This window comes from Gimesia fumaroli (assembly GCF_007754425.1).
GTDB lineage: Bacteria > Planctomycetota > Planctomycetia > Planctomycetales > Planctomycetaceae > Gimesia > Gimesia fumaroli.
The window spans coordinates 4,839,406-4,853,941 of sequence record NZ_CP037452.1 but is presented as its reverse complement, the minus strand read 5'-3'; the positions used below and the strand labels follow the sequence as shown (position 1 = coordinate 4,853,941).

General features: G+C 51.2%; 13 protein-coding genes. 6 read left to right on the top strand and 7 right to left on the bottom strand.

Annotated features, from left to right (window positions below):
• The first annotated feature begins 64 nt into the window (after window positions 1-64).
• Entirely contained in the window at window positions 65-841 is a 777-nt protein-coding gene (locus Enr17x_RS18305) for a carbonic anhydrase family protein (protein ID WP_145311170.1), read from the top strand.
• 61 nt (window positions 842-902) lie between these two features.
• Here the strand turns inward: Enr17x_RS18305 and Enr17x_RS18300 are convergent, their stop codons facing one another.
• Complete coding sequence (locus Enr17x_RS18300) at window positions 903-1,508, bottom strand: hypothetical protein (protein ID WP_145311169.1); 606 nt, start codon at window positions 1,506-1,508, stop codon at window positions 903-905.
• Window positions 1,509-1,712: 204 nt separating this feature from the next.
• Between Enr17x_RS18300 and Enr17x_RS18295 the strand changes: the two genes are divergently transcribed.
• Window positions 1,713-2,210: a hypothetical protein gene (locus Enr17x_RS18295; protein WP_145311168.1), complete on the top strand. Its 498-nt coding sequence runs from the start codon at window positions 1,713-1,715 to the stop codon at window positions 2,208-2,210.
• Between the two features lie 41 nt (window positions 2,211-2,251).
• Here the strand turns inward: Enr17x_RS18295 and Enr17x_RS18290 are convergent, their stop codons facing one another.
• Both Enr17x_RS18290 and Enr17x_RS18285 read right to left on the bottom strand, forming a co-directional pair.
• On the bottom strand, window positions 2,252-3,229 hold the full coding sequence (locus Enr17x_RS18290; RefSeq protein ID WP_198000658.1) for a hemolysin family protein: 978 nt from the start codon (window positions 3,227-3,229) through the stop codon (window positions 2,252-2,254).
• 233 nt (window positions 3,230-3,462) lie between these two features.
• Window positions 3,463-4,734, bottom strand: a complete 1,272-nt coding sequence (locus Enr17x_RS18285) for a TlpA family protein disulfide reductase (RefSeq protein WP_145311166.1) — start codon at window positions 4,732-4,734, stop codon at window positions 3,463-3,465.
• Between Enr17x_RS18285 and Enr17x_RS18280 the strand changes: the two genes are divergently transcribed.
• Both Enr17x_RS18280 and Enr17x_RS18275 read left to right on the top strand, forming a co-directional pair.
• Complete coding sequence (locus tag Enr17x_RS18280; protein WP_145311165.1) at window positions 4,733-4,978, top strand: hypothetical protein; 246 nt, start codon at window positions 4,733-4,735, stop codon at window positions 4,976-4,978. The genes Enr17x_RS18285 and Enr17x_RS18280 overlap by 2 nt on opposite strands.
• A 92-nt stretch (window positions 4,979-5,070) precedes the next feature.
• Window positions 5,071-5,991 carry a sugar phosphate isomerase/epimerase family protein gene (locus tag Enr17x_RS18275; RefSeq protein WP_145311164.1) on the top strand — a complete coding sequence of 307 codons (921 nt, stop codon included), beginning with the start codon at window positions 5,071-5,073 and terminating at the stop codon, window positions 5,989-5,991.
• Window positions 5,992-6,139: 148 nt separating this feature from the next.
• Here Enr17x_RS18275 and Enr17x_RS18270 read toward each other — a convergent pair whose 3' ends face one another.
• The 4 genes from Enr17x_RS18270 to Enr17x_RS18255 form a co-directional block, all read right to left on the bottom strand.
• Window positions 6,140-6,769, bottom strand: a complete 630-nt coding sequence (locus Enr17x_RS18270) for an NUDIX hydrolase (RefSeq protein ID WP_198000657.1) — start codon at window positions 6,767-6,769, stop codon at window positions 6,140-6,142.
• A gap of 128 nt (window positions 6,770-6,897) precedes the next feature.
• Window positions 6,898-8,094 (bottom strand): outer membrane protein assembly factor BamE, encoded by a 1,197-nt coding sequence (locus tag Enr17x_RS18265; RefSeq protein WP_145311162.1) that lies wholly within the window; start codon window positions 8,092-8,094, stop codon window positions 6,898-6,900.
• A gap of 98 nt (window positions 8,095-8,192) precedes the next feature.
• Entirely contained in the window at window positions 8,193-8,777 is a 585-nt protein-coding gene (locus Enr17x_RS18260; protein ID WP_145311161.1) for a hypothetical protein, read from the bottom strand.
• Window positions 8,778-9,031: 254 nt separating this feature from the next.
• Entirely contained in the window at window positions 9,032-10,465 is a 1,434-nt protein-coding gene (locus Enr17x_RS18255) for a hypothetical protein (RefSeq protein ID WP_145311160.1), read from the bottom strand.
• Window positions 10,466-10,777: 312 nt separating this feature from the next.
• Between Enr17x_RS18255 and Enr17x_RS18250 the strand changes: the two genes are divergently transcribed.
• On the top strand, window positions 10,778-11,161 hold the full coding sequence (locus tag Enr17x_RS18250) for a BlaI/MecI/CopY family transcriptional regulator (RefSeq protein WP_145311159.1): 384 nt from the start codon (window positions 10,778-10,780) through the stop codon (window positions 11,159-11,161).
• Between the two features lie 83 nt (window positions 11,162-11,244).
• Window positions 11,245-14,520, top strand: coding sequence for a M56 family metallopeptidase (locus tag Enr17x_RS18245; RefSeq protein WP_145311158.1), 3,276 nt, complete (start codon window positions 11,245-11,247; stop codon window positions 14,518-14,520).
• Window positions 14,521-14,536 lie beyond the last annotated feature (16 nt).

The window sequence follows — 14,536 nt, the reverse complement described above, 5'->3', positions numbered from 1 at the left end:
AAACGGTTACATCATGCGAACACCATATTCACAATCGGCCAATATAATAAAAGGTAAAACGAAAATGACCAGAATGATTCTGAACCCGATGCTGGCCTGTTGCCTTGGCTTTTTAATCCTGACGGGTTGTACGCAAAATAATAAACAGCCCTCTGCCACCAAGACTTCCAATAAGACTGATGGGGAAATCGAAGTGGATGTCAAACCCCTGGTCAATCGCGTTTTAACACAAGAGGAGCAGAACGCGCTCACACCAGACCAGGTGCTGACGCTGCTCAAAGAAGGGAATCAACGTTTCGTTGAGGGAACACTGACGGCCCGCGATCATTCCAAACAGGTGCGTGAAGCGGCGCTCGGGCAGTATCCCAAAGCGGTCATTCTGTCCTGTCTCGATTCGCGGGTTCCCGTGGAAGATGTTTTCGATCGCGGCATTGGCGATATTTTCGTCGCCCGCGTGGCCGGTAACTTTGAAAACACCGACATCCTGGGCAGTATGGAATTTGCCTGTAAAGTCGCCGGTTCCAAGCTGGTCTTTGTGCTGGGCCACGAGAGCTGTGGCGCTGTGAATGGGGCGATTGACGGCGTTGAACTAGGCAACATCACCGCCATGCTGGCCAATATCCAACCAGCCGTCGATCACTTTAAAGAGTACAAAGGGGACAGAACGAGCCAGAATCCCGAGTTCGTCAAGATGGTCACGGCGCAGAATGTTCTGGGGACCATCGATCGCATCAGAATCAACAGTCCGATCTTGAAAGAGATGGAAGATCAAGGCGAGATCAAAATCGTCGGCGGCATTTACAATATGCAGACCGGTGAAGTTAAACTGCTGGAAGAATAAAAGTATATTCAATCGCCTTGGAGGGAGTCTGCTTTTTCACATGCTTCCGTTCGATGATCCACTAGGGGTTTTTAATGACCTCGACTGCGATAACCTTCCGTCGGTAGTACACCAGGACCAGTAAAAAAAAGCAGGCTCCGCTCACTGAGAGCGGAAATAAAACTGTGGTCAGTGAATACTGTTCCAGCGCCAGCAGTGCGAATAGATTCCTCCCCAGGAACAGGAAAAAAAACGGTATGTTTTCTTCATGGGGACATGCGTACGCTTTTCTGATCGTAGGGCCGAATCCCAGCAGATCAACTAAGGTCAGCAGCAGTACGGCCCAAAACGGGTTGGAAGTAAAATACCAGAATGGCAACGAAGATAAAGCGGCAATGAAAAACAGCCAGTCGGTTCGCGTGATCGAAATCTGGGAAGACTTCAGAAAAGCGAGCAGTGCGATGTAAGTCGTAATGGTCCCGGAAATACCGATCGGCCAGGCACCCATGCCTCCCTTTGCTTTGAGCTGCGCAAAAAACACAATCAGAGTTGTCGTCCCCCAAATGACCCAGGAAAATAAATGTGGCTTGGTCGTTCCTCTTAAAATCGATCGGATATACGGAAAGAATGCAGCAAACGTGAGCAGGATCGCCACGATGCTGAAAACGAACTTGATGCTTGAATCCATCGTCAAAACTTGTCACGAAAAGTGGTGTTGAGTCTTTACTATGTGAGACGGAAACGTCGTCTGAATCAACAGTAGGCGAATTGTGTTTCCTGTCAATACCTGACAGAATAGGGGAAGCCATTCAATTTGGGAATGGATCAGGCCTTTTGAGTCTGTGAAAATAACCGTGGACGTCAGACTCAGCAGCATGGGAAGTGATCAAAAATGTCGCGACGCCCTTTGAAACGTTATCTACTCTCTGCCAACGCGATCCAGGCGCATCTATTGTGTATCGGGTTAATCGTTTTGTTATCGATCAGCATCTGGACGGGTGACGCACAACCAGACTACAAGTGGGGGCTCTTATTTACGATTGTGATTTATCCTGTTCTGCTTGGCCTGTTGTGGTGGAATGATCGTCTCGAAGAACAGGAGGCGATAGAGCATCTGATAGAATCGTTCACTGAGCCAGAACGTCTGCGCCGTAAACGTCGTTTGTGGCGCCGCAGTTCGCTGGTCTTTTTCTTTGGACTGGCCGTCGCGTTTGTGTATGCGGGCCATCGCGGGGTTAAAATCAAATTATTACCGGCACACTATCTGGGCTATTTCTTCCTTGCTGTGACGGCGCTGGGGGTTGCAGGTGTCAACATCTGGCACGGCGGGCCTCTCGACCCGCGCATGGATCCCCCGGTGAGTGAGGAAGATGGCGAGCAGGATTTGTAAACAGTCACACCGGCAAGGTTGATTTGAGAATACTTGCCGCATCACGGTCGAGATTGAATATCCTTCTCGTCCTCAATTTCGCCGACGATTTCTTCCAGTACATCCTCCAGTGTTACAATGCCGATGGTGTGGTTTGCCTGATGCACGATCGCCAGGTGCTGGTGACGTGTGCGGAATGCCAGCAACAGTTCGTCTGCGCGCATCTCAGGGGAAATGACAAAAGGTGTGTGCATGATCGCGGTAATCGGGGAATCATCCTCACCCTCTGCCAGCATCTTGAATGCATCGCGGGCAATCAGCGTGCCCTGAATGTCGTCGGGGGAATTTCCGAACAAGGGGTAGCGAGAAAAATCGTTCGTGCGAATAATGGCTGCTGCGTCGCTGACTGTCGCCGATGCTGGAATCGAGATCACCTTTTCCAGTGGCGTCATAATGTCTTGAACCATTCGATCGTTGAGGCGAAACGTGCGGAAGATCATGTGACTTTCATTTGGTTCAATGTGACCCCCCTTTCGACCCAGTTTGACCAGCGCGCGAATTTGTGTTTCCGTTCCGATGCTTCTTTGTCCCCGTTTCAATGTGTTGGAAAGCCAGGCGAGCGCCGCGCTGAGTGGATAGATGGCAATCCCCAGGGCGCGAATCACCGGGGCCGACCAGCGGGCCAGTTGCGGCGCGTAATGCGATCCCAGTGCCTTGGGAATTACCTCTGAGAAAACAATCGTGCCGAGCATGAGTACAATCGTGATGGGGGCTAATGCACCTGGGCCGTAAAGATCGAATGCCTGCTGGCTAACGAGAATTGGTCCGAGTACATTGATCAGGTTGGTGAGAATCACAATCACCGCCAGTGAATGCGTCAGTTTCTGTTTCACTTCCCGCAGTTGTCCCGCGCCCGATTTGCCCCGTTGAATTAGTTCATCGATCTCTGGATGAGAAACGCTGAGGACTGCTGCGTCGACCGCAGCCATCAGCCCGGATAAAGCGACAAATACGATGATGGAACCAAGCAGCCAAAACATAAACTCATTTCCCATGCAAGAAAAATCGGATCAGAAAGTATCCCTGCGCTGAATATGTCACAAAAGAGACGGCATTGCAACTTCTTGAGCAGAGAAGGTTTCAGTTCCGAGTGGCTTCTGGAGTTGGTGAGTGCGAATTATCGGCTTTTCATGCTTGGGGTAACCAGTCGATCATGGCATGGACCACATTACCGCTATTCATGGACCAGTCAGCGCGAGCATAGCCCGTTCTTTTACCGCGTCAATTCGGCAATTTTTGCTTTTAATTGATTGCCACGGAGACCATTGGCCACAATGCGGCCGTCTGGCCCGATTACGTAAACCGTCGGAAAACTGGGCACGGCCCATTGGGTGGCGACGGGGCCTTTGTCACCATCCCAATGCACATTCCACGTCAGCTTACCTGATTTTACGGCGTCTGTGGTGTCTGCTCGTTTTTCGTCAGCCATAATGCTGAGAATGACCAGCTTCCCGTTGTATTCCTCCGCCAGCTCACGGAGATCCGGATACATCGCTTCGCAGGGGCCGCAGCCTTTGAATGAAAACTGAATGATCACCGTCTTCCCTCGCTGGTCTGCAAGCGACCAGTCTTCACCTGTCACAAGTTGAAGTTTCAGGTCGGGCGCCGGTTTGCCTTCCCGTAAGTGCTGCTCTTTAAAAAGTAGTCCGGCTGCCAGTTCTTTTACTAATGGCATCGTCTTTGTTTTATCGGGATCAAAGTGAATCATATGCCAGTGCTCGTCGATACCTTTGATGCCCGGCTGCCGTAAGTCTGAGTTGGAAGTTTTAAAAGACAGGAGGATTTCCAATGCCTCTTGCTCGAGTTCTGTTAGCTTTTCGGCTGGCAGTGCCTTGGCTTGCTTTTTTATAAGATTTTCTTTTTCCTTGAAAAACCGAGGTTCCCGTCCCGCTGTCAGTTCCTGGGACCAACGCTCCCAGTTTTCATGGATATCTCGGACCGTCAAGGCCCATCGTGCGAACATGTATTTCGCAAACAGGCGGTTCTCATCACTGACTTCGGGATCATTCATCAGATACCTCAAAAGTGGTTCTGATTCCGGTTCAACATTTCCAAAAGCTAAATAGCGAATGATTTCCGGCAACTCGGCGGCGTTGGCATAGTCTCTGAGTGCTTTTAAAGCGTGGCGACGGCCGACATCGCGCGGGTTATCAGGATCACCACCTCCCGCGCCCAGTAAAACCAGTCGACGTGCTGCCATCAAACCAGCGTGCGTGCCGTGATGCGTGCGTTCGAATTCGATCAAGCGATCTACAAAATTCGCAGAGGGATCATTCTCAGCATAGAACTTTTCTTGTTCGGCCACGTCTGTGATCTTTTCCGCACGCATGTGGAGTTTATCATAAGCCGCGTAAAGTTCTTCGTTGAGGGAAATAATCTCTGCTTCCGATTTCGAAAGCGGGCGGGGCTTTGCGTCATCAGCTGGTACCAGGGACGTTGCACTGGAAACCGCGCAAACCGTAACGAGCACAAAACATCTCCCCATGACCGACTCCCTGAGTTTGAGATTATTGAAATATTGTCTCGACCTGTTTCCTTTGGGACGTATTATAGCCGACCTGGTTTTGGGGACGATTTGTCTATTTAAATATCGATTTTATGGTAGTAATGTCTTGAGGGCCGGAAGCATGCGTGCCTACATCATTGTCTTGAGCCACATCAATCCCATTCGAAACAACAGTCAGAAAGCAACAGTGATTCTGACTATCATGCTTGCGTTCCGCTTGTGACCATGCAATCATAAACGGGTGCTGACTGCTTATTAAACTTAACTATCTAACTGAAGACAAATAAAATACCCCCTCTCATCAAGGAGTACATCATGATTGAATCAAATTTACTTTCTCGTCGCCAGTTTGTATTGTTCGCGGCAGCCGCTGCAGCTTCCAGTCCTTTACTGACTCGAGGGGCAGAGAGTCAAGATGGCTATCTGAAGGGACGCTTGTATAAGACGCTTAAGATTGGCATGGTTCGCACCGGCAAGACACTCGAAGAAAAATTTGCGACAGCGAAGGAAGCTGGCTTTGACGGGATCGAATTGAATACTCCGGGAATTGATGTCAAAGAAGTCCGTGCCGCCATCAAAGCCACAGGGCTTCCCGTAGACGGATCGGTTAACGCCGGGCACTGGAACGTTCGCCATACCGATCCTGATCCCGCAGTGCGGAAGAAGGCGCTGGAGAGTCTCAAGGAAGCGTTGCGTCAGACGCATGCCGTCGGCGGCAACTCGGTTCTGCTGGTTGTTGGCAAGGGAGTGGATGGCCCTGAAGAAGAAATCTGGAAACGATCGGTCGAGAATATTTCCCAGGCGATTCCCGTGGCGGCAGAGCTTGGCATTCATATTCTGGTCGAAAATGTCTGGAACCAGTTCTGCTACGATCATGAAGGCGACCACACTCAGACCGCAGACAAGTTTGTGAAGTACATCGACGAATTCGATTCTCCCTGGGTCGGCATGCAGTTCGATATCGGCAATCACTGGAAGTACGGCAGCATGGGCGATTGGATTCGCCAGCTCAATAAACGAGTCGTCAAGCTGGATCTGAAAGGCTTCTCGCGTGAGATGGGCAAGTTCACCAAGATCGGTGAAGGCGACCTGGACTGGGCCGACGTCCGCAAGGCACTGGCCGAAATCCAATACGCCGGCTGGGCCGCAGCCGAAGTCGCCGGCGGCGATCTAACCCGCCTGAAAGAAGTCTCGGCGAATATGGATCGTGTGTTTGGTTTGACGAGCCAGGCTTAAGCCAGATGTTAGAGACACACTGCGGTACAGGACAACTCGTGCCGCAGTATGTCTCGATTTTGCTTAAGAAGTTTAAGAATGCTGCAGCAAGTCTTTTGTTCTCGGGCGCAGTCTGACAAGCCTTCGAGTAGGACGTTTCCCTTGAAAATTATTTAGCGAGAGCTACTTTCAATGCGTTGCGGAACAGCGTGTCGTTTTCCAAGTCATCGACCAGTGGTGGGTACAACATTCGATGTTCTCCCGTGTATTGTTCAGGTAGTTCCGCATAGCAACGTGCTTTTGTCATGTTATCAGAGAAGCGGCCGGGATGTTTCTTCTTTGCGGAATCTATTGCGTTGTACAATACTGCTGCCGGTACCCATGCTAATTGCTTGAGTTCTGACCTTTGAGTTGGAAAGTCACTAATTTTTTTGTAATCGACTTCTACTAGATATATATAACTCGCATGGCGAGGGTGTTTGATTCTAAGTTTGGGATTGATCCGGTTTAAGATATAATTCTTGCCATATCCACCTTTTCCAGTTTCCTTATCCACGCCGGTCTCTTCGTCAAATTCACGTGATGCTGTCTGGATTGTGGTTTCGTCATTATCGCGAGTACCTCCAATGCTTTTCCACTTTTCTCCAGGGCAGTATTTCAACTCGTTCTCCCCTCGAAATTCTCGGCCGAGCAATAAAACCGTTTCATTTGTTGCTGGATCTGTTGAATAAGCGAGCACACCAGCAGAAATAAAGTTTCCGTCTTTGGGCGCTTCTGCTTGCAACACCATGGGAGACATTGCGATAGCTATTGTTGTAATTATGCAGTTAATTATAGAGTGAATCATAAGAGTGGGCCTAAGTGAGTTGCGTTATTAATTTTAATTGTGCTTCATCAATTCTGATCTATCCATAGTTGCCTGGTCCGTTAAAATGCCAGGGCCTCGTCCCGAGCCAATCCGGATTTCCAAAGCGGGGCTTCTTTCTTCGTTGCTGTTACGTTGCGCGCATTGAACGTCAAGTTAAGACTGAATGGTGGGGAGGCATCAATGTCGTAGCTCCAGGTATCGTGGTCAATGTAATCTGGAGCTCCGATTGTGTTGAGCACTTCTCTGGCTGACATGCCCACTTCCACCAGTTCTACTGCTTCGTGACGAGGCCGTTCTTGTACGGTAGATTTAAAGGGTATTGCGATGCCATCTTTTTCCAATTTAAATGAATGGCATGGCAGATGTTTGGGGGTGACTCCCAGTCTCCTGAGGGAGAGTTGTGTTACCTGGCGAAGGTCATACGTGCAATAACGGCGTGGGTCAATTTCATTATTGAAGTCTTCGTCATCATAATTGCCTCCGCAGGTACAGCTACTGCTATACCTGGATTCTTCAAGAGTCCTCAAAAAAGGTATGGCTTCTGGCAGTTTCAAGATGCCTGCTAAATAGGCTGCTGCCAACTTCGATAATTCGTGGTTGTCTGGCTCTTCTTTTAAGCTTAACGTTGCCATTACCAGTTTCTTCTCCCTTTCCTCGGCATCTGCCTCCAAGGCCTGACTGCTTTGGACGAGTTTTCCTTTGAGGGCATTCACAAAAATACGACGTCCCCATCCGGAACGGATCACAAATAGTTTGCGTCCAGGAAGATCGAGGAAATACCAGGCATTAAAGCGGGACCAGCTTTGTCCTAGCAGCCAGCGGTGTACAAACTGGTCAATCTCGTCTTCTGTCAATGCATCTTTTAAGAAATCAGACTCACCCACCTTTTGACCCTTTGAGGAAACAACGATCAGATGATCTCTCGAAGTGAGGATCACTGCCGTTCCGTGATCAGAGACGAAGATCATCACGGGAGACCCTTCTTTCGGGATCGCATATTCGAACGAACCATTAGGGAATTTGAACAATTGCGGCTTCTGCATTGGCTGTTTGCGAGTCCAGATCGTCTTACCGCTTTTAGTGTCGACACATTTGTAGGTGAAATTAGCCTGGAAAGCTTCCTTGTCAGGAGAAGTCGCGTTCACTTGATATTGGCCCGATTGAGAACGGACGTGAATGTCGAAGTAGTAGCGATCCGTCGCATGTGCTGCCGGGGTCAGAGCGAAGAAAACGCAGCAGGCTATGATTAATTTCATTGCGACATCCTTGATTATAAGATTGTCCGTTGAATCAGTTTTCAAAACTTAGAAAGTTAAGATGGATATCGTGACAAAGGCTCTTTTTGTATGACCTTTCACTTGGGTTTCTTTGGCTTTGCGAGCGTGCGATCTCCCTTGGGATGTGCCCTGTGATAGTGATTGTAGATCGTCACAAACCACCATCTACTGGTGGCATCGCGAAAGCATGCTTCACCATTCCAGATGAGCAGCCGACCTGTGCTAATCGGCTTTCGTTTGTCGATAAGTTCCTTCCGGTATTCGTCGGTAAAATCAACCAGACAATCGATCTCTGGTATACCGACTCCTTGCGACCAAATCTGAAAACTGTAAACTTCTGATGACTTGTTGGCAAGAAAGCCGCGAACGTACTCGCGGGCCTGTTTTTCAGTCTTCCACGTCTCTTTGTTGAAATAGCGGATTCGAACCCTCTTGATCGTACTCATAGCGTTGTGAAACTTAATTGGCCATCGATCAATTGTTTCCTGAGCGGTCAAGGTGGCATAGAGTGCTTTCAACTCTTCGCGAGTCAGTGAGCCCGTCCGATCTTGATCCCGGGCTTCACGTGGTACGCCGCTCTCGGGGCGGTTGTCAAACACGATCTCAGGTATATCAGTGCCGACGTCGCAGAACAAGAGTAGAGGTAACAACATCGCATTCATATTAGTCTCCCCACATACCGGCCCATATCGGAGTGCATGAGCTTGGTGTTACTCAGTCATGGTTGCGCTAGTGAATTTATGGTTAGTTTTAGAGCTTTTGTCAAGAATAGATTGCGGGAGGAGCGATAAAAGAAGACGTATTGGTTACGTAATTCGAATCGGGAAAAGCGGAACTCTGAACGATGATCCGATCGATTAGAACCGATTGGGCTAGACATTAACGGCATCGATTAGGGCTGGGGCTATCTGGTCTCTCACTCAAACACCAGCCCCAGCGCATCGATAATAGCGCCGCGGCGGCCGTGGATGCCGGTGGCTTTTTCTCCTTTTCCTTCTATGGTCGGCACTTCTTTTTGGGAAGGCTGGCCGATCCATTCGCTGGTGTAAGTGTCTGCCGGGTCGAGCTGGCCGTCGGGTTTGATGCGCTGGAAGATGATTTGAACGGCGCTGACGTACTTGGGGGCGTCGATCTTCAAGCCACCGACGGCGTAGCCTTCCTTCGCGATGATAGTTGTGCCGGGACGTGGGGCAGCGGCTTGATCGTAAAGCGGATTCAAAGTTCGAATCGCTGGTTCGCCGGCCCAGCTGCCTATCGCATATTGGAAACCGAGCAGTGTTTTTTCCTCACCGTTGACCATGCGGAACGGGAAACCTCCCTCTGGATTACCGATGAGTTTTGAATCGTTGCGCTTACTGGCAGCGTTTTCGTTTGTCGTTGTATTCGGGTTTGGTTTTGCGGTGGGGATATCCGGTTGTGAAGGTGGACCTCCCGGTCTGTTGGGAAATCGATTTGGAAATCCGTTGGGAGGCACTCCGGCGCGATTTGGCATGATGTTGGGCAGACCGGTATTCGGTTTTCCAGGGGTGGAGGGAGGCGTTTTGTTTTTTTCAGTCGGTTCATTGTCTGGCGCAATGGGATTCGGCGCGATCGGGTTTGGAACTGGATTTACAGGGATTTGCGGCTGAGGAAAATCGGGCTGCAGGTCGGGAGCCTTCTCTCGGACGGCGATTTGATTTCCGGGCTGTGGAACACGTTCGAAGTGAAATCCCAATCCAACCGATAGCAGGAGAACGCCGATCAGGGCCATCGCGGCGGTCGCTTTGAGATCGAATCCCTGGGAGTAGCGGTCAGGCAGGGAATCCCGTTTTTCCACGGGAATGCCAGATTCAGTGAAGTGGCGGGCCAGTTCCTTGAGCTTGATCTTACTCGGAATGCCAACGATCTCAGCACGAGAGTCCACGCTTAGCAGCATGACAGAAAACGATCGTCCTAGCGCCCGGTCGGGAATGATCAAACAGCGCGAGATACATTCGTTGGGCCATTCTTGCATTTCGGACCAGGAGCGGAAAAAACCGAGCGAGACATACGACCGCTGGCGGAGAATATGATCATCGTAAACCCAGAGAGTACCGGAGACATGATCACGGCGAAAAAACATCGCCAGGAAGGCGGGACCTAAACCGAGGATGGCGCCCATAAGAAAGGAGAGCTCGATTCCGGGCGGATTGCCATTAAAGGCGAACAGCAGGCAAAAGATGCCGCTGGCTGCCGCCCAGACGGACAGGGCAAAAACACAGCGAACCAGCAGGTCTCCCCGCAATTTTAAGCGGTACAGCATCGGTTCATGCCAGTAGAAGAGGGCAGAGGTGAGTTTGATCGGTTTGGTTAATAAATCCCATAAACCCATGTGGAGCCCTCACTGAGTGAAATGGATGTGACAGATTATAAATTATAATTCGATGCGGAGGATCAATATCCCGCACAGGGAACATCATATTTTAAACGACTGTATTTTGAGATTCCAGAAAAACTCCTGCTGCAGGAGTAATATTCCGTGACCACAAAAATGGTTTAAATGACGCAAAGGAAACATGATCTGCGAAATAGCGCAGGCAGTCGGTGACCGATTTGAGACTTAACTGATATTGTGAGATTGACATGGCTACGAAGTGTAGTCATGATGGCTACATAGCGTAGCTGTTAAGGGAAAGGAACTGAGATGAAAATCACGGAGTTATCCGCGGCGGAGCGCGAGGTGATGGAAATTGTCTGGGATCGCGGCGAGGTGACCGCAAGGGAAGCGCGCGACGCGTTATCACGTGACGTGGCCCGCAATACTGTCCGCACATTGTTAGAGCGAATGGAAGAGAAAGGCTGGGTGACGCACCGTGAGGTTGGACGTACGTTTGTGTACCGTGCCGCGCACCCAAGAGAGGAGACGATTGGTCGTAAGGTACAAGAGCTGGTCGATTCCTTCTGTGGCGGGTCGACGGAAACGTTAGTCGCCGCACTATTAGATTACCGTGGGCTGCGTCCGGGGGAATTAGAACGGATTCGCAAGATGTTGAAAGAGGCGAAAGGTGGTCGTTTGAAAAACGGCTGATCGTGTTCTGTTGGATCACACTATAAGGACAGATGGGCTTCCTGATGAGATGTTTCAGTTATCACGTGAAGGGGAGATAATCCATGGTGGTTTTGATCGGGGTGGCGCTAGTATCGACCGCTGGTTGGCTGTTTAGCCTGGCATTTTCGAACTCAGCGGCACGGCGGCATCTCATTTTAACAACCGCTCTTGTGACATGCCTGCTTCTGCCAATGGTATTGAAAATCCGATCAGAATCGGACTGGACGTTACTGGAAATACCGAGTTCGAGCAATTCGAGCTCAATGGATTCAGAAGAAACCCTTCCTCCATTAAGGCATCAGCCAATTGAAGAGAGTGTGCCACTGCGCAATCAAACCGAAGATGGCGATGCGCGTTTGTCTAAGGTGGTTGTAGCTCAAGAGAACGTTAAAACGATCAAGAAACAGGAAGAATCGGAGTATTATCACAGTCAACTGACAACCGTTGACCGTGAAGCGGTGTCGTCTACCCAGTCGAACGGATTGAGTCAGTCGACACTTAATGAATCTGCTGCAACAACCATGTGGGTTTGGGCAAGGTCTTGTGCAATAGTGGTCTATGCTTTTGTTACCTGCGCCATGTTGTTTCGAATAATCACCAGTCTGATCGGGATTCAGCGAGTCAGACGGCGGGGTATCGAAATTGGCGTGGCACACAATGGCATTCGCATACTGGTCGCTGATGTGGCGGTGCCGCTGGCGATTGGATTCGGAAGACCGGCGATTGTTTTGCCTCTCGGATTTCGCGAAGAAGTTCAGCCGGACGAACTGCAGGATGTGCTGGACCACGAAGCAGAGCACCTCCTGCGAGGTGACCACTGGATTTTATTGTTGCAAGGCATTACTGCGGCCGCCTATTGGCCGATCATCACGGTGCATTTACTTAACCGGGAACTATATCGTGCACGTGAGGAACTGTGTGACAACGCGGTGCTGGCGAGGCGGGATCCTGCTGCATATGGATTGACATTACTGGCAGTGGCGGAGCAGGTGAGAAGCCGGCGAACCAATGCGGTTCAGCTTGCCCCTTCGATCATCCGGCGCGGTGAACTGGAACACCGCGTAATGGGAGTGCTGGACGTTCGACGTGATCGAAGAACACGAATGGGGCAGTCGGTGCGCTGGACGGTTGCGACGAGTTTCTTGGGGCTTGCAATTCTAGCAGGAACGACTCGAGTGGTCGCCGTCACAAATCAGACTGTCACCAAATTGAAAGTCGCTGAACCAAAGGTGGTCGAGAGTTTGTTGCCAAATGCGAACATAAGCTGGACTGGCAGACCGCTGGTCGATTCTGAGAACCCAACATTGCACCGCGGTGTTGTACTGGGGCCGGATGGAAAACCTCTGGTGGGCGCAGCGATCTACGCCGCGAGTACGATTGAATTACTGGAACTGGCCAATGCTGCGAAAGCAAGTGCTGCAGAACTTGGTCCCGTGCGAGCGATGACGGATACACAAGGGCGATTCGAATTTCATGCGGACGACCTGACTTGGGTCACATCAGGCGGAGACCGAAAGCGGTGGGAAACTCTGCTGGTGGCGACAAAAATGGGCGTTACACCAGGGTGGCTCAAGACGTGGGGAGAAGACCGTAGCGTACGATCGCACTGGTACCCACATCCAAATCGCGAAGTGGTTTTGCGGACACGACCGCCGGAAACGCTGACGGGGCAGTTTCTTCTAGAGGGAGGGACGCCTCTGGCTGGTGCCCTCGTTCGACTTACAGGCTTGATGGCGCCCCTTGAGTATGACCTCGACGTGCATATTCCCAAAGAGGAAGATGAGCTGGCGCTGTTTCAGGGTGTCAATTACGCCGAGGCGCTTTCTCGTCCCGCAGTGCTTCCGGGGCTGAAGACGGAAGCGACGACAGACGAAGACGGTCGTTTCAAACTGCCGGGACTACCGAAGGGCTTCATCGCGCAAATTGAAGTCACGCATCCGCAGGCGGTGACCACGAGTCTGCGCGTCGCTGTGCGGTCGATGAAGCCGGTCTACCGCAAGCCATTTTTAGAAAAGGGCAAGCCGACGCTGACACTGTATGGATCGGGGTTCACAGCAGAATTACCTCGAGGAGCCGTGCTGCGAGGACAAGTTACCTCCGGGTGGGGGGCAAATCAAAAAGCGGCGGCGGGCGTGATCGTCGCGCTGGCAAATCACAATGCCAGGAGTGGGCTGTCAGGACAGCGGTTTCTGACAGACGTTGATGGTCGGTTCGAAGTGACAGGTTTGCCGAACGATCCCCAGGGCTACGAATTGGCGTTTACAGGATCTTTCGCAGCGCCCTACGCTGATTTTCGCCAACGGGTTGCGCCGGGTGGGGATGCCCGAGTGAATCTGGCGCCGGCGGTGCCGTATCGGCTGAAGCTGGTGGATCCGAAAGGCAATCCGGTGGACCGGGACGTTTACTCCATTGAAGTTCAACCAATTCCCGGTGTTAGTCACACTGGAATCAAGGAACGGTTCAATGATGCCAAACGTGTGGCGCCCGGTATCTATGAAGGAATTGTGCCGACGGGACCCGCGTCTGTGCTCGTCAAGCGCGGTGAGAAGACCGACCGACCGGCTGCGGTAAACCCCAAAGCGTTCTTTGCACCAGGACGCAGGGATTGGACGCTGGAAGAGGAACGTTATGCCTATGGAGACGACTGGCGGATTGCGCAGCCTGCGATTGTCACAACGGAACGACTCGGTGTCTGGAAAAATCGGCCAATCGACCAGCTCGAGTTGGCAGCCGTCGAATTTACGAACGCACGGGAGAATGATGGCGTGCTAGAGCTGACTGCGACCGTCTATTCCGACCCACCAGTGGAAGTGACACTCGTCGATACTACCGGTAATCGGGTCAAGGGAGCCCAGGTAAAGAGGCAACTCAAACAGTACAACGGTCAAGATCTGCCAGCAACGTTTTCTGTGTATGGTCTGCATCCAGACCGCGCTGAATTTCTTGTTTTCACTCTCCCGGAACGAGGTCTGATCGGGACGCTTTCCACGAGATGGACCAGCGGCCCTTTGCGTGTAGTCATGCAACCGGCGGCAACGTTGATCGGACGAATCACAGACGAGACAGGCCAACCTGACTTTGATTTCGGCATTCGCATGTCTGGTCAGGGGCTGCCGCCAGACACCTTTGTTGCAGGGCGAATGAATATGACAACGGATGAACCGGGGAAACGAAAGGGAGAATTTTCACTAGTGGTTCTACCAGATGTCGAAGTACGCGGCGAGTTCGTCAGGATGACTAACCAGCATGCTACGCGACCTACAATCGGCACCGCGTTCGCTCCAGTAATTCCACAGCCGGGTGAGACGGTGGATCTCGGAGACCTGATCATGCCTTGAATGATGCAAAAAGGAA